Source organism: Halobaculum sp. CBA1158 (assembly GCF_021431925.1).
Lineage (GTDB): Archaea > Halobacteriota > Halobacteria > Halobacteriales > Haloferacaceae > Halobaculum.
The window spans coordinates 205,579-225,372 of record NZ_CP090371.1; the positions used below are offsets into that span (position 1 = coordinate 205,579).

At 71.7% G+C, this 19,794-nt stretch carries 21 protein-coding genes; 7 read left to right on the forward strand and 14 right to left on the reverse strand.

Features of this window, described 5'->3' with window-relative positions:
* Positions 1 to 131 precede the first annotated feature (131 nt).
* The gene (locus Hbl1158_RS00965; protein ID WP_234298217.1) at positions 132 to 452 is read right to left on the reverse strand and encodes a cupin domain-containing protein; all 321 of its coding nucleotides are present in this window, start codon (positions 450 to 452) and stop codon (positions 132 to 134) included.
* A gap of 114 nt (positions 453 to 566) precedes the next feature.
* Positions 567 to 1,967 (reverse strand): signal recognition particle protein Srp54, encoded by a 1,401-nt coding sequence (locus Hbl1158_RS00970; protein WP_234298218.1) that lies wholly within the window; start codon positions 1,965 to 1,967, stop codon positions 567 to 569.
* A 243-nt stretch (positions 1,968 to 2,210) separates the two neighbouring features.
* On the opposite strand from Hbl1158_RS00970, the gene Hbl1158_RS00975 reads away from it, so the two are divergent.
* A complete protein-coding gene (locus Hbl1158_RS00975; RefSeq protein WP_234298219.1) occupies positions 2,211 to 2,879 on the forward strand; it encodes a LysE family transporter in 669 nt (222 codons plus the stop codon).
* Between the two features lie 44 nt (positions 2,880 to 2,923).
* Here the strand turns inward: Hbl1158_RS00975 and Hbl1158_RS00980 are convergent, their stop codons facing one another.
* Positions 2,924 to 4,090, reverse strand: coding sequence for a M48 family metalloprotease (locus Hbl1158_RS00980; protein ID WP_234298220.1), 1,167 nt, complete (start codon positions 4,088 to 4,090; stop codon positions 2,924 to 2,926).
* Positions 4,091 to 4,214: 124 nt separating this feature from the next.
* On the opposite strand from Hbl1158_RS00980, the gene hisG reads away from it, so the two are divergent.
* Complete coding sequence (hisG, locus tag Hbl1158_RS00985; protein ID WP_234299439.1) at positions 4,215 to 5,066, forward strand: ATP phosphoribosyltransferase; 852 nt, start codon at positions 4,215 to 4,217, stop codon at positions 5,064 to 5,066.
* 122 nt (positions 5,067 to 5,188) lie between these two features.
* Here hisG and Hbl1158_RS00990 read toward each other — a convergent pair whose 3' ends face one another.
* Genes Hbl1158_RS00990 through Hbl1158_RS01000 form a run of 3 tightly spaced genes read right to left on the reverse strand, consistent with a single transcriptional unit; the run spans position 5,189 to position 7,177 of the window.
* Complete coding sequence (locus Hbl1158_RS00990; protein ID WP_234298221.1) at positions 5,189 to 6,265, reverse strand: CPBP family intramembrane glutamic endopeptidase; 1,077 nt, start codon at positions 6,263 to 6,265, stop codon at positions 5,189 to 5,191.
* Positions 6,262 to 6,615, reverse strand: coding sequence for a hypothetical protein (locus Hbl1158_RS00995; RefSeq protein WP_234298222.1), 354 nt, complete (start codon positions 6,613 to 6,615; stop codon positions 6,262 to 6,264). The genes Hbl1158_RS00990 and Hbl1158_RS00995 overlap by 4 nt, the downstream gene beginning before the upstream one ends.
* A gap of 1 nt (position 6,616) precedes the next feature.
* Positions 6,617 to 7,177 carry a TATA-box-binding protein gene (locus Hbl1158_RS01000; RefSeq protein ID WP_234298223.1) on the reverse strand — a complete coding sequence of 187 codons (561 nt, stop codon included), beginning with the start codon at positions 7,175 to 7,177 and terminating at the stop codon, positions 6,617 to 6,619.
* A 191-nt stretch (positions 7,178 to 7,368) separates the two neighbouring features.
* On the opposite strand from Hbl1158_RS01000, the gene Hbl1158_RS01005 reads away from it, so the two are divergent.
* Positions 7,369 to 8,433 (forward strand): THUMP domain-containing protein, encoded by a 1,065-nt coding sequence (locus Hbl1158_RS01005; protein ID WP_234298224.1) that lies wholly within the window; start codon positions 7,369 to 7,371, stop codon positions 8,431 to 8,433.
* A gap of 113 nt (positions 8,434 to 8,546) precedes the next feature.
* Here the strand turns inward: Hbl1158_RS01005 and ftsY are convergent, their stop codons facing one another.
* The 7 genes from ftsY to Hbl1158_RS01040 form a co-directional block, all read right to left on the reverse strand.
* Entirely contained in the window at positions 8,547 to 9,656 is a 1,110-nt protein-coding gene (ftsY, locus tag Hbl1158_RS01010) for a signal recognition particle-docking protein FtsY (protein ID WP_234298225.1), read from the reverse strand.
* 3 nt (positions 9,657 to 9,659) lie between these two features.
* Positions 9,660 to 10,154, reverse strand: coding sequence for a prefoldin subunit alpha (pfdA, locus tag Hbl1158_RS01015; RefSeq protein ID WP_234298226.1), 495 nt, complete (start codon positions 10,152 to 10,154; stop codon positions 9,660 to 9,662).
* Positions 10,151 to 10,327, reverse strand: coding sequence for a 50S ribosomal protein L18Ae (gene rpl18a, locus Hbl1158_RS01020; protein WP_234298227.1), 177 nt, complete (start codon positions 10,325 to 10,327; stop codon positions 10,151 to 10,153). The genes pfdA and rpl18a overlap by 4 nt, the downstream gene beginning before the upstream one ends.
* Positions 10,328 to 10,589: 262 nt before the next feature.
* Positions 10,590 to 11,255: a translation initiation factor IF-6 gene (locus tag Hbl1158_RS01025; protein WP_234298228.1), complete on the reverse strand. Its 666-nt coding sequence runs from the start codon at positions 11,253 to 11,255 to the stop codon at positions 10,590 to 10,592.
* A gap of 4 nt (positions 11,256 to 11,259) precedes the next feature.
* Positions 11,260 to 11,535 (reverse strand): 50S ribosomal protein L31e, encoded by a 276-nt coding sequence (locus Hbl1158_RS01030; RefSeq protein ID WP_234298229.1) that lies wholly within the window; start codon positions 11,533 to 11,535, stop codon positions 11,260 to 11,262.
* Positions 11,536 to 11,688: a 50S ribosomal protein L39e gene (locus Hbl1158_RS01035; RefSeq protein ID WP_073308560.1), complete on the reverse strand. Its 153-nt coding sequence runs from the start codon at positions 11,686 to 11,688 to the stop codon at positions 11,536 to 11,538.
* Positions 11,689 to 11,952: 264 nt separating this feature from the next.
* The gene (locus Hbl1158_RS01040) at positions 11,953 to 12,441 is read right to left on the reverse strand and encodes a hypothetical protein (RefSeq protein WP_234298230.1); all 489 of its coding nucleotides are present in this window, start codon (positions 12,439 to 12,441) and stop codon (positions 11,953 to 11,955) included.
* A 109-nt stretch (positions 12,442 to 12,550) separates the two neighbouring features.
* Here Hbl1158_RS01040 and Hbl1158_RS01045 point away from each other — a divergent pair, with 109 nt between their 5' ends.
* From Hbl1158_RS01045 to Hbl1158_RS01060, 4 genes are all read left to right on the forward strand, one after another.
* On the forward strand, positions 12,551 to 13,636 hold the full coding sequence (locus tag Hbl1158_RS01045) for a nucleoside recognition protein (protein ID WP_234298231.1): 1,086 nt from the start codon (positions 12,551 to 12,553) through the stop codon (positions 13,634 to 13,636).
* Between the two features lie 78 nt (positions 13,637 to 13,714).
* The gene (locus Hbl1158_RS01050; protein ID WP_234298232.1) at positions 13,715 to 15,016 is read left to right on the forward strand and encodes an amidohydrolase; all 1,302 of its coding nucleotides are present in this window, start codon (positions 13,715 to 13,717) and stop codon (positions 15,014 to 15,016) included.
* 150 nt (positions 15,017 to 15,166) lie between these two features.
* Positions 15,167 to 16,684, forward strand: coding sequence for a histidine kinase dimerization/phospho-acceptor domain-containing protein (locus tag Hbl1158_RS01055; protein WP_234298233.1), 1,518 nt, complete (start codon positions 15,167 to 15,169; stop codon positions 16,682 to 16,684).
* A gap of 55 nt (positions 16,685 to 16,739) precedes the next feature.
* Positions 16,740 to 18,029: an adenosylhomocysteinase gene (locus Hbl1158_RS01060; protein ID WP_234298234.1), complete on the forward strand. Its 1,290-nt coding sequence runs from the start codon at positions 16,740 to 16,742 to the stop codon at positions 18,027 to 18,029.
* 89 nt (positions 18,030 to 18,118) lie between these two features.
* Here Hbl1158_RS01060 and Hbl1158_RS01065 read toward each other — a convergent pair whose 3' ends face one another.
* Complete coding sequence (locus tag Hbl1158_RS01065) at positions 18,119 to 19,744, reverse strand: HAMP domain-containing methyl-accepting chemotaxis protein (RefSeq protein ID WP_234298235.1); 1,626 nt, start codon at positions 19,742 to 19,744, stop codon at positions 18,119 to 18,121.
* Between the last annotated feature and the right edge of the window lie 50 nt (positions 19,745 to 19,794).

A 19,794-nucleotide genomic window follows, 5' to 3' on the forward strand; every position in this document is an offset into this window, starting at 1 on the left:
CGAGGCGCGTCGCGAAGTGGCTTGGCCGGCCCGCGCGGTCGTCCGTTGTGCCGCGCTTCGTTCCTACGCTTCTCCTGCTCTTCTCCTGCCTTTCGTTCCTACCCTTCTCCTGCCCTTCGTTCCCGCGTTCGCTACGGGGCCCCGGCGAGCACGAACGTGCTCTCGGCGTCGCCGTTGCGGATCTGCCGGCTCGACTCCGGGGGGATGCGAATCGCGTCGCCGGCCTCCATGTCGACCGCCTCGTCGTCGACGGTCACGGTCGCTTCCCCGTCGATCAGGAGGTACACCTCCTCGTGGTCGCGCTCGGCGTGATCGTGCTCCTTGCCGGTCCACCCCGGCTCGCAGTCGACGACGGTGACGCCGACGTGCTCACACTCCAGCGGGTCGCGCAGGAAGTGCATCGCGCCCGCGGTCGGTTCCACGTCTCGGTAGTTGACTCGGGTGTACGACACGTAGTACCGATCGACGCGATCCGCCGTGTAGCTGACGGCCGTTCCCGCGTCGGACGAAGGCAGCGCTGGGGAGTCGGACGGCTGCCGGGAGCGCGGGCCGGGACGGAACTCTGACTACCCGAACGGACCCATGCCGCCACCGCCCATTCCGCCCATTCCGCCGCCACCGCCGCCCTGCTGTTGCAGCTTCTTCATCATGCGCTGCATGTCGCCGTCGCCCATGTTTCCGAACTGGTCCATCGTCCGCTTCATCATGTTGTACTGCTCGAGCAGTTCCTCGATGCGCTCCTCGGGGACGCCCGACCCGCGGGAGATCCGTTCGAGGCGGTCGCTTCTGATGATCGACGGGTCCTCCATCTCGGCCTCGGTCATGGAGTCCATCGCGATCTCGAAGCTGCGCATGCGCTCTTGGGTCACGTCCATCGCGTCGTCGGGAAGTTGGTCCATCATCCCGCCGCCGAGTCCGGGGATCATGTCCATGACCTGGTCGAGGGGGCCCATCTTGTCCATCGCCTTCATCTGGTTTCGCATGTCCGTGAGGGTGAACTCCCCCTCCATCATGTCCTCGGGGTCCCAGTCGTCCTCCTCGCCGGTCTCGCTCATCGCGCGCTCGACGCGCTCGGAGAGCTGCTTGAGGTCGCCCATCCCGAGCAGCCGCGAGATGAAGCCGTTGGGCTCGAAGCGCTCGATGTCCTGGACCGTCTCGCCGCTGCCGAGGAACGCGATCGACGAGCCGGTCTCGTTGACCGCGGTCAGCGCGCCGCCGCCCTTCGCGGTCCCGTCGAGCTTGGTGATGGCGACGCCGTCGATGCCGATCGACTCCTCGAACTGGCGGGCCTGATCCTTGGCTCCCTGCCCGATCGCGGCGTCGAGCACGAGCAGCGAGCGGTCGGGTTCGACCACGTCGTCGATCCGTTCGATCTCGTCGATGAGGTCGTCCTCCAGCGCGTGGCGGCCGGCGGTGTCGACGATGCGCACGTCGGCGTCCTCGGTGGCCTCGAGCCCCTCGCGTGCGATCTCGACGGGGTCGTCGGCGTCGGGGTCGCCGTAGAACTCCACCTCGGCGTTCTCGGCCATCTGCTCGGCCTGCTCGTACGCGCCGGGCCGGAACGTGTCGGTCTGGATGACCGCCGGACGAAGCCCCTTCTTCGAGAACCACCACGCCATCTTGGCGGCCGTCGTCGTCTTCCCCGACCCCTGGAGCCCGGCGAGCATGATCGTCTGCTCCTCCAGCGGGATCTCGGTCGACTCGCCGATGAGGTCGACCATCTCCTCGTAGACGATCTTGAGGACGTGGTCGCGGGCGGTGGTGCCGCCGGGGGGCTCCTCCTCGAGCGCGCGGGTCTCGATGCTGTCGGACAGCTCCATCACGAGATCCACGTCCACGTCCGCCGCCAGCAGCGAGCGCTGGATCTGCTTGACGACTTCCTGCACGTCGTCCTCGTCGATGCGGGACTTCCCGCGGAGCGAGTCCATCGTGCCCCGGAGAGAGCTTCCCAGGTCGTCGAGTACCATTGGTCTTACCCGAGGTTGTCGGTCCGTGCGGTAAAGGCTTCCCTGTCCTCGATCCGTGATCGTGGTCGGGGTTCGCGGTTCCGGTTCGTGGTTCGCGCGAGCGGCTCGGATGAGTGAGACGAGGCCAGCGGTGGCTCCGGCGACCTCGAACGCCTCCGCTCAGTCACGCCCGCCGCGACCGCAGCGCACTCGCCCTCCGGATCGCACCGGAACGCCTTCTGTCGATAGCGCGAATACGGAGCCGTGCTCGCCGTCGACCCCGCCACCCTCGCCGCCTACGTCGCCGCCGCGGGCGCGCTGATCCTCGTCCCCGGTCAGGACACCCTCGTCGTCCTCACCCACGGCCTCGCCTCTCGGAGGGCGGGCGTCGCCGCGGCGGTCGGCGTCGCCGTCGGCGTCCTCGCGCACGCGACGGCCGCGGCGCTGGGGCTGGCTGCCGTCTACCGCGCGGTCCCGGCGGCCGCGACGACCGTGACGCTCGCGGGCGCTGCGTACCTCCTCTGGCTCGCCGTCGAGACCGCTCGCGGGGACGGGATCGGGTCGACCGCGACCGATGCCGGGGCGGGCCCCGACGCCGGCGACGACGCCTCGCGAGCCGCCGGTCTCCACACCGGCAGCGCGGCCGCCCGCGCCGGCTTCCGTCGCGGGCTGGTCACCAACGTCGCGAACCCGAAGGTGGCGCTCTTTTTCCTCGCGTTCCTCCCGGGGTTCGTCGGGGGCGGCGAGACGGCTGCGATGATCGCCCTCGGGGGCGTGTACTCCCTGCTCACCGTCGCGTACCTCGGCGCGGTCGGCGCGCTCGCCGGCCGGATCGGTGCCGTGGCGACCGGACAGACCGCGCGAGCGATCCGGCTCGGCTCGGCGACGGTGCTGGTCGCGCTGGCGGCGGCGCTGGTCGTCCGGGTCGCGTGAGTCGCCGCCTCCGTAGATGGTCGCCTCCGCGGATACGGCTCCCGTTACGCGGACGCCTCCCCACCGTCCAGGTCGCGTCCGCGGAGGCGGTCGATCCGGTCGCCCAGGGCGACGTTCGCCGAGAGCGGGTTCGGCACCCGCCGACGCGACGGCTCCATCGCGTGCACCTCGGCGTACCGCTCCAGCGCGTCGGCGACGGCGTCGGCACCGACCGACCCGGCCGCGCGGTCGTCGGCCGCGACGATCCCCCGGCGCGCGTACCACAGCCCCCCGACGAGCGCGACGCAGGCCACGGCGACGAGCGGGCCGTTCGGACCGCCCGAACCGGAGAACGCGGCGATCAGCGGGACGGCCGCGGCGATCACCGCGCCCATGCGACGCGACAGCGCCCGCGAGCGGACGCGTCCGGCCTGAACGGCCAACAGCGCGGCGGCGGTCTCGTCGTCGAGGGCGTCGAGGAACGTGCTCGTCACGAACAACCGGCGGGCCGGGCCGATCCCGCGGACGAACGCGTTCGCGGTCTCCTCGTCGTCGGTATCGAGCACGCGAACCTCGTCGACGAGCCCCGACCCGACCCCGGCGCGCTCGCGAAGGCGGTCGATCCGGGCGGCGTCGTCGCCGGACGGCTTTCGCGTCGACCGGAGCACGCCGACTACCCACGGCGACGCCGCGAGCGCCCCGACCACCAGCACGATGAGCCCGACAGCGACGGTGACGGTCGACGTTCCGACCCCCAGTCCGAGTCGAAACGGCGTGATGACGAGCGCGAAGACGGCACTCGCGCCGAGCAGCCACCGGGCCATCAGGGCGACCGCACGGCCCGTCCCGAGGTCGATGTCGCGGACGGCGCGGACGCCGCGAACCGTCGGGGCGTACGCGACGAGCGCGACGGTGCCGGCCGCCGCCATCGTCAGGAACTCCGAGAGGAACACGTCGACGGCGACGGTGCCGGTCGATCCGCCGGCGAGCGCCGCGCGGACGGCCGCCCCCAGATCGAGGACCGACAGGAGGCCGTACGCCAACACCCCGAGCGGGAGGACGCCGCCGACGTACAGCAGGCGATACTTTCCGACGGGGTTCGAGAGCCGGCGGGCGACGGCGCTGCCGACGACGCCGACGACCGCCCCGAGCAGACAGAGGAGCACCCAAAAGGCCACCGGCGGGCCGAGATCGGCCGTGGAGGACGCGACTGCGGACTGAAGCGGGACCATGCGCGGCGATCCATTCGCGCGGATGAAAACCGTGCCGAACCGCCGGGCTTCCGGGAGCAGTCTCGGCGACGAGCTCGGTGCCGGCCCCGACGGACTCAAGGACGGCCCCGCCGTCCCCCCGCCCATGCGCATCGCCGTACCCAACAAGGGCCGCCTCCACGAGCCGACGATGGCGCTGCTCGAACGCGCCGGCCTGCACGTCGAGGAGACGGCCGACCGGCAGCTGTACGCCGACACGGTCGACCCCGACGTGTCGATCCTGTTCGCGCGGGCCGCGGACATCCCGGAGTACGTCGCCGACGGGGCCGCGGACGCCGGGATCACCGGGCTCGACCAGGCTCGCGAGTCCGGCCGAGAGCTGGCCGAGCTGCTGGATCTGGAGTTCGGTCGCTGCCGACTCGTGCTCGCCGCACCCGAGGACGGCGACGTCCGGTCGCCGGCGGACGTGGCCGGCGGCACCGTCGCCACCGAGTTCCCCCGGATCACCCGCGAGTACCTCGACGGCGAGGGCGTCGACGCCGAGGTGGTCGAGGTGACCGGCGCGACCGAGCTCACCCCCCACGTCGACATGGCCGACGCCATCGTCGACATCACCTCCACCGGCACTACTCTTCAGGTGAATCGCCTCGCGATCATCGACGAGGTGCTCGCCTCCTCGGTCCGACTGTTCGCCCGCCCCGACGCGGCCGACGACGAGAAGGTCACGCAGGTCGCGACCGCCCTGGAGTCGGTCGTCGCCGCCGAGGGGAAGCGCTACCTGATGATGAACGCCCCCGCCGACAGCCTCGACGACGTGAAGCGGGTGCTCCCCGGAATGGGCGGTCCGACCGTGATGGACATCGCGGACGGCGACGACGACCACGTCGCCGTCCACGCCGTCGTCGACGAGCGCGACGTGTTCGAGACGATCACCGCGCTCAAAGGCGTCGGCGCGAGCGACGTGCTCGTCACCGAGATCGAACGGCTCGTGGAGTAGTCCCGTCGTCCGAGGCGACGCCGCCTCCCCGTCTCGCCCTGCCCCGCCCCGCCTCGTCTCGATCCGTCCCGCCCCGCCTCATCTTCCCCGTCCCGCCCCGACTCGTCTTCCCCGTCCCGTCCTTAGTCCTCGTTCGTGGTTGCCGGCGTGGTCGATCGTGATCCCCCGTGTTCGTCCCCGTTCTCGCTCTCGCTCTTGCCACGGAGGTCGGGCACGGCGATCCGGGAGTCGATCAGCCCCTCGGGCAGGCCATCGCGGACGCGGACCCACCACGCGGTCGCCGCGACGCCGACGAGGACCGCGCCCATCCCCAACAGGCCGGCCTCCGGGCCGAACGACCCGCCGGTGACGAGCGTCGGGCCGGTCGGCTCCAGGTCGACGACGGCCGCCTCGACGCCCAGGCCGCTCACGGGGAAGCCGAACACGAGCCCCTGGGCGGCGTTCCAGGACACGTGGACGCCCACCGGGAACGACAGCCGCCCCGTCAGCGCGAAGCCGACGCCGAGGAACAGCCCCGCGAGGGTGATCCCGACGGTCGACGCCGTCGACGCCCCCGGGTTGCCCGCGTGAAGGAGTCCGAACGTCGCCGAGGAGGCCGCGAGCGCGACGCCGACGGCGACGCGGTCGCCGGCGAACCGGAGCCCCTCGGCGACGTTGACAAGCAGCAGCCCCCGGGCGAACAGTTCCTCGTACACGCCGACGACGAGGAACACGAGGAGGACGGTCGCGCCCCCGGCGACGCTGCCGACGAAGGCGTCGACGACGCGGAACCAGCCGGCGGCGACCCCGACGCCGGCGATCAGCGCCTGGAGGAGGACGCCGAGCGCGAGGCCGGCCCCGAGGTCGGCGATCCACCCCGGCTCGCGACGCAGTCCGAGGTCCGACAGCCTGCGACGGTCGACGTACCGCGCCGAAAGGAGGGTCGCGCCGGCGACCGCGAGCATCGGGAGGACGGTCGAAAGCGGGGCGGAGAGGCCGGCGACCGCCGCTCCGCTCCCGGCGACCACGAGCGCGACGACGGCGAGCGCGGCCGCCGTGAGGAGTCGGACCGGCGCGCGCGGTCTGTGCTCTGCGGCGTTCCACACCGGGGAGACGAGACGGCCGAGCAGCGAGGGCTCGCGGGAGTCGCGGTCGCGGTCGCCGTCGGCGGGCGGTTCGTCTCCATCTCGCTCGGGGTCGCCGACGCGGTCGTCGCTCATACGGGCGCGGTCTGATACACCGCGAGCACCCGCTGGACCCCGACGGCCGCGATGACCGTGAGCGCGTAGTGCATCGCCGTGATCATCGCGGTGCCGCGGCGGTCGAGTCCGTACGCGAGTCGGACCATGACCGCGTCGACGACGAGCGCGAGCGCGATGACGGCGGCGGCGGGGAGCACGGCCGCCGTGAGGCCGACCAGCGCCATCGCGACGCCCGGGGGAACCGCCTGTCGGAACTCCGCCTCGTCGCCGAGGACGAAGTAGGCGGACGTGTTGGCCAGCAGGGTCGACAGCACCGCGATCAGGACGAGGCCGCCCAGCAGGCCGACGACGGCAGTCTGAAGCAGCACGTCAGCCGAACAGCCCGAGCTCCGAGAGGCGCTCGGAGATCACCTCGACCGCCGCGTGGGCGTCGGCGGGCTCCTTCCCGCCCGTGATGACGAGCTTGCCGGAGCCGAACAGCAGCGCGACCACGTCGGGGTCGTCGAGGCGGTACACCAGTCCGGGGAACTGCTCCGGCTCGTACTCGATGTTCTCCAGCCCCAAGCCGATCGCGATGGCGTTGAGGTTGAGGCTCTCGCCCAGGTCCGCGGAGGTGACGATGTTCTGTACAGTGACCTCGGGGTCGTCGCCCACGGGGATGTCGAGCTCGCGCAGCTTCTCGAACACGATGTCGAGCGCCTCGTGGACCGCGTCGGTGCTGTTCGCGCCCGTGCAGACGATCTTCCCGGACCGGAAGATGAGCGCCGCGCTCTTGGGATCGATCGTCCGGTACACCAGTCCGGGGAACTGCTCGGGGTCGTAGTCGGCCCCTTCCAGGTCCATGGCGACCGTCTGGAGGTCCAACTCCTGGTCGATTCCCGTCGACGCGACGACGTTCTCGATGTTGATCGACTCCGTGGGGTCAGCCATTCTCTTGTTTAAGTGTCGGCGCTGGCGTTTAAAGTAGTACCGCCGCGCCCGGTGGGGGTTCCCGGCCGCGCTCCCGGCGACGCGGGGGGGACCGACGGGTCGCGGGCCGTCGCGAGGCGCTTCGACCCGTCGTGAACCGTCGTGAACTGCGAACCCGTGCGTTCAAGCGCGCCGGCGCGCCACGTCCGGGCGTGTACGGACTCGAGTTCGTCGGCGAGGAGGACGCCTTCGCCGCGCGGGAGGCGCGGGTCGCCGCCGCCGGCGTCGACCGCGTCGCCCCGGGAGTCGCGGTCGCCGACGCCGTCGACGCCGAGCGGGTCCGCGGGCTGGCGTACACCCGCACGGCCCTGGACCTCCTCGGCCGCGCCGACGCCGACCTCCACAGCGCCCGCGCGGTCGTCGAGGCGGCGTCGCTCGACCGCGCGGGCACGGTCGCCGTCCGAGCACGCGTCGTCCGCGACTCGGCGGCCGTCTCGACGGGCGAGGCCGAACGCGCGTGCGGCGCGGCGCTGGTCGAGCGCGGGTACGACGTGGACCTGGACGACCCCGACCACACCCTTCGGGTGCTGTTCGCGGGCGACGCCTGTCTGGTCGGGTGGGTCGTCGCCGAGTCGCGCCGGGACTTCTCGACGCGCCGGCCGACCGACCGGCCGTTCTTCCAGCCGGGGAGCATGGCACCGATGGACGCCCGCGCGTACGCCAACGTCGCCGGCGCGGGCCCTGGAAGCCGAATCCTCGACCCGATGTGCGGCACCGGCGGCGTGCTCATCGAGGCCGGCCTCGTCGGCAGCGACGTGATCGGCAACGACGCGCAGGCGAAGATGGTCCGGGGCGCACGCGAGAACCTCTCCCACTACCTCGATGCGGCGGGAGGATCGGCGAGCGTCGCCGGCGACGATACCGACGACAGCGACGACAGCGCCGTCGCCGCCGCCGACGACGCGGCTGACGGCACCGTCGACTGCGACGTGATCCGCGGGGACGCGACGGACCTGGGTGTTCGCGACGACGCCGTCGACGGCGTGGTGTTCGACGCGCCCTACGGTCGGCAGTCGAAGATCGCACGCCACGACCTCGCGGACCTCGTGAGCGAGGCGCTCGAGGAGGCCGTCCGCGTCGCGCCGCGAGGCGTGCTGATCGCGGACCGCTCGTGGCACGAGGAGGCCGTCGCCGCCGGCTGGCGCGTCACCGACACCTTCGAGCGTCGGGTCCACAGAAGCCTCGTCCGCCACGTGCACGTGTTAGAGCGGACGTGATCGACCGGATCCGTCGCGGCGTCGCTCCGGTCGTGACGGTGCAGTCGACCTCGCTGTCGCTCCGGTCGCGAGACGCCGACTGAGAAGTCCGTCGGGGTCGAGCCGAGCGCGGTCTACTCCTCGCCCAGCAGCGAGTCGACCAGTTCCTCGGGGTCGAACAGCTCGAGGTCGTCGTACCCCTGCCCGACGCCGAGAAAGAGGATCGGCTTGCCCGTGACGAACGCGATGGAGATGGCCGCCCCGCCCGAGGAGTCGGCGTCGGCCTTCGTGAGCACCGAGCCGTCGACGCTAGCGGCGTCGTTGAACTCCTGGGCGCGCTTGACGGCGTCCTGGCCGGCGACCGCCTCGTCGACGAAGAGGGTGAGGTCCGGGTCGACGACCCGGTCGATCTTCTCAAGCTGCGCCATCAGGTCGTTGCTCGTGTGGAGGCGACCCGCGGTGTCGCCGAGCACCACGTCGATGTCGTTCGCCTCGGCGTACTCGACGCCGTCGTAGATGACGGCGGCGGGGTCGCCGCCCTGCTCGTGGGCGATGATCTTCCGGTCGAGCGCGTCGGCGTGCTCGCGGAGCTGCTCGTTCGCCCCGGCACGGTAGGTGTCGCCGTTCGCCAGCACCGACGAGTAGCCTCGCTCGTCGAGCCACTCCGACAGCTTCGCGATCGTGGTGGTCTTGCCGACGCCGTTGACGCCGGTGAACACGATGGTGACGGGCTTGTCGGACTCGGCGATGCGCTCCTCGAAGTCGAACTGGCCGACGGAGATGACCTCCAGCAGCGCGTCGTGCAACGCCTCCGTGACGAGCTGGTCGGTCGTCTCCACCTGCGCACGCGTCTCGCCGACCATCTTCTCGCGTACGGTGTCGAGGATCTCGCTGGCGACGCTCATCTCCACGTCGCTCGAGAGCAACGCGAGCTCGAGGTCCTGAAGGGGCCCCTCGAGGTCCTCCTCCTCGATGATGACCTTCCCGGTGGCCAACGCCGCGGCGCGTTTGAGCCGACCCGGTCCGGCGTCCTCGCCGTCGCCGTCGGCCGCATCGGCGTCGACGCCGTCGGCGGCTCCGGCGGAGTCGTCGGGTCCGGCCGTCTCGGCCGCGTCGGCGGGGGCCTCGGCGACCGCGTCGCTCTCCGATTCGGCCTCGGCCTCGGCGTTCGCGGCCTTCTCCTCGACCTCCTCGGCGGCGTCCTCGCGGAAGGAGGAGAGCTTGTCCTTCAGCCCGTCGAACATCCCTTACTCGTCCCCGTCGTCGCTCTCGTCGGCCATCTGCTGCATCTGCTGCATCTGCTGTTGCTGCATCTGCTGTTGCATCTGCTGGGCCTGCTGTTCGAGCTGCTGGCTCTCGGCCTCGAGGTCGGCCTTCTCCTCGCGGACGCGCTCGATCTGCTCGTCGAGGGCGTCCTTTCGGTTCTCGAGCGCGTCGACGGCGTCGCCCTCCTCCAGCTCAGCGGCGTAGTCGCCGCCGAGGCTCACGACGATCTCGTCGAGGTCCTGCACCTCGGCGCGGACGTACGCGCCGCCGCCCAGCGGGACCTGCACCGTCGAGCCGGTGTCGATCTCGCCGATCGCGTCGATCGCCTCGTCCATTTCGCGCTGCTCCTGCTGGAGGTCGTTGATCTCCTCGTCGAGCTCGTCGATCTCCCCCTCGATCGCCTGGATCTCCTGGGAGATCTGCTGCATCTGCTGCTGGCCCGGACCGCCGCCGCCGCCGCCACCACCGAGGCTCATTCGGCGACCACCTCGCCGATCTCGATCTGGCTGCGATTCAGGTTGTGCTCGGCTCCGAACTGCGAGAGGACGTGCTCGCGGGCGACGTTCTCGTTGACCGCGTCGATGCTGCGTGTGAACGTCTGCAGCCCGTCGCGCGCTTGGAACTCGCCGCTCACGGTGAACTGGCTCATGTGCCTCAAAAACCGCTCGGGAGCGGGAAGTACCTTCCGACTCGGACCCCGTAGCCGGGTCGACGCCCGCGGCGACGGCGAACGTCGGATCGGCCGGTGGTCCGGGTCTCGCTTCTTCGATGGGCGGCGCGCCCGCAAGCGCGCCGCCACCTGTCTGTCGCCTCGCTCGCTACGCTCGCTCGGCGACGCGTCCTTCATGGGCGGCTCGGCACGATGACCTCGCCGCCGTTAGGCGAGCCGCTCGCTACGCTCGCGGCTCGCCCTACTCGATGAACCCGAGCGTGTCGTCGATCCGACCCAGCTCCGGCCCGGTCGTGTCCTCGCCGACGGCGTACCCGTCGTCGTTGGCGAGCAGTCCCGAGCCGACCAGCGGCGCGCCGTAGTTGACCGTGCCCAGGTCGGCGTACACGTCGAGGTGCTCCTCCAGCGCCTCCAACTCCGGCTCCTCGCTTTGCGGGTGACAGAGGACGCCGGTGTTGGTGGCGACGGCGGCGGTGCCGACGGTGTTGACGCCGCCCAGCGAGCCGCGCTCGACGGGCACGTCGAGCGTCTCGGCGACGGTGTCGACGGCCTCGTCGGTCAGCTCCGGGTGGACGTACGCGCCGTAGTCGTTGGCGAGCACGACGTTGCCCGCGGCGTTGAGCTTCCCCGGGAGTCGGGCGACGGGGTCGCCCGTCGCCTCCGCGAGGGCGTCGACCTCGCGGTCGGTCGCCTGTCGGGAGACGAGCGTCCCGTGCTCGTTGCCCGCGACGAGCGACCCGACCGTCCCGGAACCGCCGACGGTCGTGGCGAGCACGTCGACGCCGAACTCGTCGCCGAGTCGGTCGACCAGGTCGTCCTCGACGTCGGGGCGCACGATGAGGCAGTCGCTGGCGGCGTGCGCGTAGACGCCGACGTACGACGACCCGGCGAACGAAACGCGAAGCACGCCGTTAGGCGGGCTCCGCCTCGACGACGACCGAACCGTCCTCGTCGAAGCGGGCCGCGCGCAGGCGCACCTTGCTCGGCGGCTTCTTTCGACCGCGCTCCCAGACGGTCTCGTTGACCGCGGGGTCGAGGCGCACGTCGGACTCGTCGACCGAGAAGTGCTTCGCCAGGTGCTCGCGGATGAGCGACATCGCCTTGTCGCCGCGCTCCTGGGCGGGCGCACGCTTCGCTTCGCGCAGCGGGACCGTGACGACGCGCTCCTCGAAGTCGCTTGCGCTCATTTACTCGTCGGTGTCCGAGCGCCGCCAGTGGCGTCGCTTCGGGTTGCGGGTCACTTCCATGTCGGTCTTCATCATCACCCACGCCGGAACGCGGCTGTTCTGCCGCTCCAGCTTGGCCAGGCGCTTCTTCTTGGCCTTGGATTTCTTGGTCATGGTATCCGGCAGATTCCACGCCGGAAGGGAAAACCCTGTCCATCCGCGAGCGGACCCCGGTACGGCCGGCGAACTTTTATTCGATCGCCAACGCCCTCCACCGCACCGAGGGCTGGGACGAGTACCGCTTCAGTTGGCGACCGAGCGACCTCCCCGACGAGGTGTACCTCTCGCTCGGCGTCGCCGTCGTCTGGGAGGCCGATGCTACCCACTACCTCGATGACGTGCGCGTCGAGGCGATCCGGTAGTTCCGCCGCCTCCTCGTCACAGCCCCGAGAGGGAGCCGAGTCCCGCGCCGACGGCGGCCGCGAGCGCGCCGCCGAGGACGACCCGGACGGCCGCCTCCACCACGTCGCCGCCGACCAACTGCACGCGCAGGCCGGCGACGACTCCCAGTTCGACCGCGACGACGGCGACGCCCGGGAGGAATCCACCGGCCAGTCCCGACGACACCACGAGCGAGGGGAGCGCGCCGGCGAGGAACCCCCCGCCGGCGGCGATCCCCGCCCGTCGGATCGGCTCGTCGGCCGCCGAGAGCGCGCCGTCGTCGTCGCGGGCGGCCGCCAGTCCCGCGTGCAGCGCGACCCCGACGGTCGCCGCGAGGCCGACGAGTCCGCCGGTCCACGGCCCGAGTGCCACGGTGGCGGCGAACAGCGGAGCCGGAACGACGACCGCGCCGGCGGTGAGGTCCGACACAGCGGGCTCGCTCACCCGGTGGCGCACGGTCGTCCGCGTCCGGCCGCGTCGGCGCATTCGCTCGGTGTTTTCAGGGTGACATCATAAACCCCCCGTCGGGGACGCGGTCGGCGAGGGAGGCAGTCGTGCGAAACCGGCTTGTGGACGCGACCCCGTCCCATCGGTAATGGCGACCCCCGGCGTCGACGCGCTCGCCCTCGCGATCGCGGACCTGCTCCCGCTGGTCGCGGACGCGCTCGTCCGGGTGGCCCGGATCGCCGTGCTCGTCGCCGTCGGCGTCCTGCTGGCGAACGTCGCCGTCGAGTTCGGCCTCGTCGAGCGGATCGCGGGGTTCTCGCGGTACCTCACCGGTCCGGCGAACCTCCCGGACGAGGCGGGCACGGCCATCGTCACGACCGCGGCGTCGACGACGGCGGGGTACGGGATGCTCGCGGACTTCCGCGAGTCGGGCCGCCTCTCGGACCGCGCGACGCTGGTCGCCGTGACGATAAACACGTTCTTCGGGTTCGTCCAGCACCTGTTCACGTTCTACGTCCCCGTAGTGATCCCGATCCTGGGCCGCGAGACGGGCGTGCTGTACGTCGCAACGAGGGGGGCCATCGCGCTGGGGATCACCCTGACCGGCGTGCTCGGGGGCGCGCTCCTGCTCCGGGGCGAGGCGGCCGACCGCGCGGACTCCGATCCGGACTCGCTCCGGGAGGCGACCGACGGCGGCACGGCGGACGATACGGACGCCGACGGCGACCGCGCGAGCGACTCCCCCGCCGACGGCGGCACGGCGGGCGACGCGGACGCCGACGCGACGGCTCGCGAGCGCGTCGCGGCCGCGGCGCGGTCGACGTGGTCGACGCTCCGGCGGATCCTCCCCCGCCTCGCGGTCGTGTACGTGTTCGTCACCGTGCTGGTCGCTCGGGTCGACCTCCGGGCGCTGTCCGGTGACGTGGCCGGCCCGTTCGCGGAGGTGTTCGGGCTGCCGGCGGCGACGATCCCCGCGATCGCGGTGTTCGTGTTCGATACGACCGCGGGGGCGGCGGCGTTCGCGCCGCTCGTCGGGACGACGCTGACGCCCGAGCAGGCCGTCGCGGGGATGTTGATCGGGGGGATCGTCTCGTTCGCGTTCTCCACGTTCAAGCGGTCGATCCCGTTCCAGTACGGCGTCTGGGGTCCGGCGTTCGGCTCGAAGGTCGTGCTGTTGAACACGACGCTGAAGGTCGCGTTCATCGGCGCGGCGCTGGTCGCGTTCCTGGCGTGAGCGGTCGCCGGCGCGGTCGCCGTGCGGGGCAAATCCGATCCCGACGGATTCACGCCCCCGCCGCCGCCACCCACCAACATGACCGACACACTCGCCGTCGCGGGCGGCCGCGTGCTCACACCCGAACTCGCCGTCGTCGAGGCGGACGTCCTCGTCGACGCGGACGCCGGCGATATCCTGGAGGTCGCCCCGGACCTCGCGGGCGACGCCGACGGCGTGCTCGACGCCGCCGACGGCCTCGTGATCCCCGGACTCGTCAACGCCCACTGTCACGCCGCGATGACGCTGCTGCGCGGCTACGCCGACGACGAACCGCTCGAGACGTGGCTGCGCGATCACGTCTGGCCGGTCGAGGCGGAACTCGGCCCTGACGACGTGCGCGTCGGCACCGAGTTGGGGCTCGTGGAGATGGTCCGCTCGGGCGTCACCGCGTTCGCGGACATGTACTTCCACGTCGACGAGGTCGCCGACGCGGTCGAGCGCGCCGGCGTGCGCGCCCGCCTTGGCCACGGCGTCGTCACGGTGGGCAAGGACGACGAGGCCGCCCGCGAGGACCTCGACGAGTCAGTCGCGGTCGCCGAGCGCCTCGACGGCGCGGCCGAGGGACGGATCCGAACCGCTGTGATGCCGCACTCGCTGACGACCGTCTCGGACGACCTGCTCGCCCAGGCCGCCGACCGCGCCCGCGACGCGGCCGTCCCGATCCACTTCCACCTCAACGAGACCGAAGCGGAGGTGGAGCCGATCGTGGACGAACACGGCGTCCGTCCCAGCGAGCACGCCGACGACCTCGGTCTGCTCCGCGAGGACACCTTCGTCGCCCACGGCGTCCACACGGACGCCGCGGAGATCGAGACGCTGGCCGAGCGCGGCACAGCCGTCGTTCACTGCCCGGCCTCGAACATGAAGCTCGCGTCCGGGATGGCACCCGTGCAGGAGCTGCTCGACGCGGGCGTTCCAGTCGCGCTCGGCACCGACGGGGCGGCCTCGAACAACGACCTCGACGTGTTCGACGAGATGCGCGACGCCGCGATGCTCGGCAAGCTCGCCGCCGACGACGCCGCGGCCGTCGACGCCGAGTCCGCGGTCCGGATGGCGACGACGGGCGGCGCTGCCGCCCTCGGCTTCGACTCCGGCCGGATCGAGGCGGGCGCGAACGCCGACCTCGCCGTGCTCGACCTCGACGCCGCCCACCTGACGCCCGAACACGACCTCGTCTCCCACCTGGTGTACGCCGCCCGCGGCGGCGACGTGCGCCACACGGTCTGCGACGGCGAGGTGCTCATGCGCGACCGGGACGTGCTCGCGTTCGACGATGCGGCCGTCCGCGAGCGGGCCCAGCAACACGCGGAGGCGGTGGTGTCCCGGGCCGAGGAGTAGCGAGGAGAGGGAACGGAAGGAACCGCGACCGGACGCCGCGACGGATCCCGCGTCCGCGACACGGACCACGAGGAATCCCAGCCGAACCGGCTGTGCGAAATTATCGCACGACCGAGGGGCGTTTACGGGACTGTTCGGCGAGGTGTCGCCGTGGCGCTTCCCTCCGCAGGAGACGAGCGCGTCCTCAAACCGAGCGGTCTCCTCATCGCCGTCGTCGCCTTCCTCCTGACCCGGTTCCTCGTGGCGGACCTGATCTACACGACCGCGGCCCCCACGCCGCGGATGACGGTCCTGCGAACCGTCCCGTTGGTGTTCGGCTTCGCGGTGGTGTTGTACGGATTCAACCTCGGGATATCGACGTACGGCAGGCGGTACGTTCGCACCGTCGCCGGCTGGTTCGCCGTCGGCTGCGTCTTCTTCGCGGTGACCTCCCTCGTCGCCGTGACGGGGGCGATGGGGGGTCCGATGGGGTCGCGCCTCGGCGGGGTCGTCGCGACGATGGTGCTCACCGGCGGGGCGGCCGGCGCTGTGATCGGGACGCGTTCGGCGACCGCCGACCGATACCGGAACCGACTCGAACGGCAGGCGGACCAGGTGATCCTGCTCGACCGGAAGCTCCGCCACGAGGTCCGCAACTCGATCACCGCCATCCGAGGGCACGCCGACCTGCTCGCCGACGGCGACGCCCCGGACGCCGACCGCAGCCACGCCGCGATCCGGTCGGGGATCGACCGCATCGAGCGGACGATCGAGGGGCTCGAGTTCCTGACCCGGTCCTCCAGCGAGACGAACGCGTCGCTCGCGCCGGTTCCGCTCGGCGAGGCGCTCGCGTCCGCGCGCGAGGCGGTCGACGGCTACGTCACGGTTCGGGGCGACGACGTCGGGTCGGTCTCGGTGCGCGCGGACTCGGACCTCGCGACGCTGCTGGTGGAACTGTTCTCGCTGCCGCCGGCATCGACCGACGACTCGACGACCGTCGACGTCGCGATCGACGCGACGACGGTCACGGTCGCCGTCGAGGCCCCCGGCTCGTGGCTCTCCGACCGCGAGACGGACGTGCTGGTCGACGGCGTCCCCGAGTACGAGCGCAACGACGTCGACTACGGGGCACCGATCCTCCACCTCCTCGCCGCGCAGTACGGCGGCGGGGTGGAGGTCGTCCGCGACGCCGGCCGGACCCGGGTGGCGGTCCGCCTGCTCCGGACCGGTGAACACGCCCCTCCCGGGAACGACCCGGGCGTGAAGCCGGAGACGCTGCGACGGTCGCTGGTCGCCGGACTCGTCGCCGGAGTCGCGATGGGGGCGATCCTGGAGGCGACGACCGGGTCGCTCGCCGTCATCGGCGCGCTGTACGGCACCAGCGCCTCGCTCAGCGGGTGGGTCGCACACCTGTTCCACAGCGCGGTCTTCGCGACGGTCTTCGTCGCCGGGCTCTCGGCGTCGCCCGCGTCGGCGGCCCTCGGCTCCCCACGCCGATCGATTCCCCTCGGGATCGCGTACGGCGTCGCCCTCTGGCTCGTCGCCGCGGGCGTCGTCATGGGGCTGTGGCTGAACAGCGTCGGGATCCCGACGGAGCTTCCGAACCTCACGCTGCCGTCGCTGCTCGGTCACGTCGTCTGGGGCAGTCTCGTCGGGGCGTTCGCCCCGCTCGTGGCCCGGAACGGCTGAGGCGGCGTGATCGGAGTTCGGCGGGATTATACCGCCCCCGACCCACCTCCTTCACATGAGTACGCAGTCGTATCCGCCCGTCACCGACCACCTCGACGACCCCGAGTCGGCCCGCGAAGAGGGCCGTCGCAAGATGGACTGGGCGCTCCAGCACATGCCCATCCTGAACCACCTCCGGGAGTCGTTCGAGGCCGACCAGCCGTTCGCCGGCCAGACGATCGGCATGGCGATGCACGTCGAGGCGAAGACCGCCAATCTCGTCGAACTGCTCGCCGAGGGCGGCGCGGAGGTCGCCATCACCGGCTGCAATCCCCTCTCGACGCACGACGACGTGAGCGCGGCGCTGGACGCCCACGAGAACATCACCTCCTACGCCGTGCGCGAGGTCGGCGACGAGGACTACTACGCCGCCATCGAGTCGGTCATCGCCCACGAGCCGACGATCACGGTGGACGACGGAATGGACATGGTCGCGGCCATCCACGAGGACTACCCCGAACTCATCGACTCCATCGTCGGCGGTGCCGAGGAGACGACCACCGGCGTCCACCGCCTGCGCGCGATGGACGCCGACGGCGAGCTCCACTACCCCGTCTTCGCCGTGAACGACACGCCGATGAAGCGGCTGTTCGACAACGTCCACGGCACCGGCGAGTCCTCCCTCGCCACCATCGCCATGACGACGAACCTCTCCTTTGCCGGCAAGGACGTCGTCGTCGGCGGCTTCGGCTACTGCGGCAAGGGCGTCGCCAAGAAGGCGGCCGGCCAGAACGCGAACGTCATCGTCTGCGAGGTCGACTCCCGCAAGGCGCTCGAGGCCCACATGGAGGGGTACGACGTGATGCCGATGGCGGAGGCCGCAAAGGAGGGCGACGTGTTCATCACCACCACCGGCAACCGCGACGTGATCACCCGCGACCACTTCGAGGAGATGCAAGACGGCGTGCTGCTCGCCAACGCCGGTCACTTCGACGTGGAGATCAACCTCGACCAACTCGACGACCTCGCGGTCGACCGCTACGAGGCCCGCGACGGCGTCGAGGCGTACGAGCTGGCCGACGGCCGGCGGCTGAACGTCCTCGCGGAGGGGAGGTTGGTGAACCTCGCCGCGCCCATCGCGCTGGGCCACCCGGTCGAGGTCATGGACCAGAGCTTCGGCGTGCAGGCCGTCTGCGTGCGCGAACTCGTCGAGAACGGCGACGCGTACGACGCGGGCGTCCACGAGGTCCCCGACGAACTCGACCGCGAGGTCGCCGAGGTGAAGCTCGCCGCCGAGGGCGTCGAGTTCGACGACCTCTCCGACGAGCAGCGCGAGTACATGGGCTCCTGGCAGCACGGGACCTGACGCGAGCCGCTCCTCCTCTCCTCTCCTCTCCTCACCGCCGATCGCTCGGCTCGGTATCCCCCTCGCGAGCGGCTGGGTCGCCCGGCGCGTTACCGCGACTCGCCGAACCGGAAGCCGTCGTCGTCCGACCCGCCGTCGGTCGCCGCCACGGCTCCGTCCGCGCCGGTCTGGCCCCCGGAGGTCGCACTTCCGGGTCCGTCGCCGTCGGCGTCGTCGGCCGTCTCGAAGGCGTCGACGCGCTGATCGAGGCGTCCAGCCTCCTCGCGGAGCGCGTTCGCGCGCTCTGCGGCGTCGCCGACGGCCGTCGCCCCGCGACCGGCGGCGTCGTCTGCGCGGTCGGCCGCCTCCGCCATCGTCCGCCCCGCCTCGCGCGCCTCCTCGGCGGCCGTGACGACCGACTCCGCCGTCGCCGCCTGGTCGTCGGTCGCCCGCGAGATCGCCTCCACCGAGTCGGCGGCCGACTCGACCGCGTCCGCGAGGTCGTCCATGCGCCCGACGGCCGACTCGACGGCCGACGCGCCCGACTCCATCCGGTAGCTCATCCGACCCATACGGTCGGAAGTCTCCCCCGTCGCCTCGGTCACCTCGTCGATGGTCGCGGCGATCTCCTCGGTCGCCTCGCCGGCCTCCTCCGCGAGGGTCTTCACCTCCTCGGCGACGACCGCGAAGCCGCTGCCAGCCTCGCCCGCGCGGGCGGCCTCGATGTTGGCGTTGAGCGCCAGCAGGTTCGTCTCGGCGGCCACCTCCTCGATCAGCGCCACCATCTCCGTGATCTCGTCCATGCGCGACTCCAGCGTCACCACCGCCTCGTTCGCCTTGTCCACCTGGTCGCCGATGGCCGACATCTCCTCGGCGGCCTCGCCGGCGGCCTCTCGACCGGCCTCGCCCAACTCCGCGGCGTCCTCGACCTCGCGTGCGACCTCGTCGGTCTGGCTCGCGACCTCCTCGACGGTCGCCGAGAGGTCGCTCAGGTCCGCCGCGACCGCCTCCAGCCGGTCGCGCTGGTCGTCCGCCGTGCCCGCGATGTCGTCGACCGCCGCGGTCGCCTCGTCGATCGCGGTCGCGGCCGCCCCCACGTCGTCGGCCAGGGCGTCGCTGTCGGCGTCGACCGCCCGCGCGTCCGCTTCCACCGCGCCGACGGTCGACTCCAGGTCCGTGAGCATCTCGTTCGCGGCCGCCTCCAGGTCCGCCAGCGCCGCCTCATCCGTCTCGGCGTCGAGCCTGACGGTGAGGTCGCCCGCCGCCGCGGCCGCAAACGCCGTCTCGTACTCGTCGACGGCCGTCCGCATCTCCCGGACGACGCCCTCGGCGCGCTCGCGCGCCGCCGTCGCCTCCTCGCGAGCGTCCCGGGCCTCGTCCAACCGCTCGCGCAGCGACTCCTTCAGTTCCGTGAGCGCGTCGTTCAGTTCGCCCAGTTCGTCCTCGCGGTGCTCGTCGAACGTCTCGGAGAAGTCGCCGTCGGCGAGCGACCGGGCGCTCTCAGTCAGCCCGTTCGAGACGCCGATGAGGTCCATCGAGATGATCGCGCCGCCGCCGACGAACCCCGCGGCGGTGACGCCCCAGCCGAACGCCGCCGCCGACAGCGGAAGCCCGAGGGCGGTCGCACCCCCGGCGGTCACGGCCGCGGCGACGACGGCGATCAGCCCGTACGTCGCCATCACCTCGGTGATCATCCGTTGTCGTAACACGCGCGGCATCAACGAGACGACGTCCATGCCGAGGGTGGGTCCGTCCGAATGATAAACCGTTTCGACCCAGCTATTCG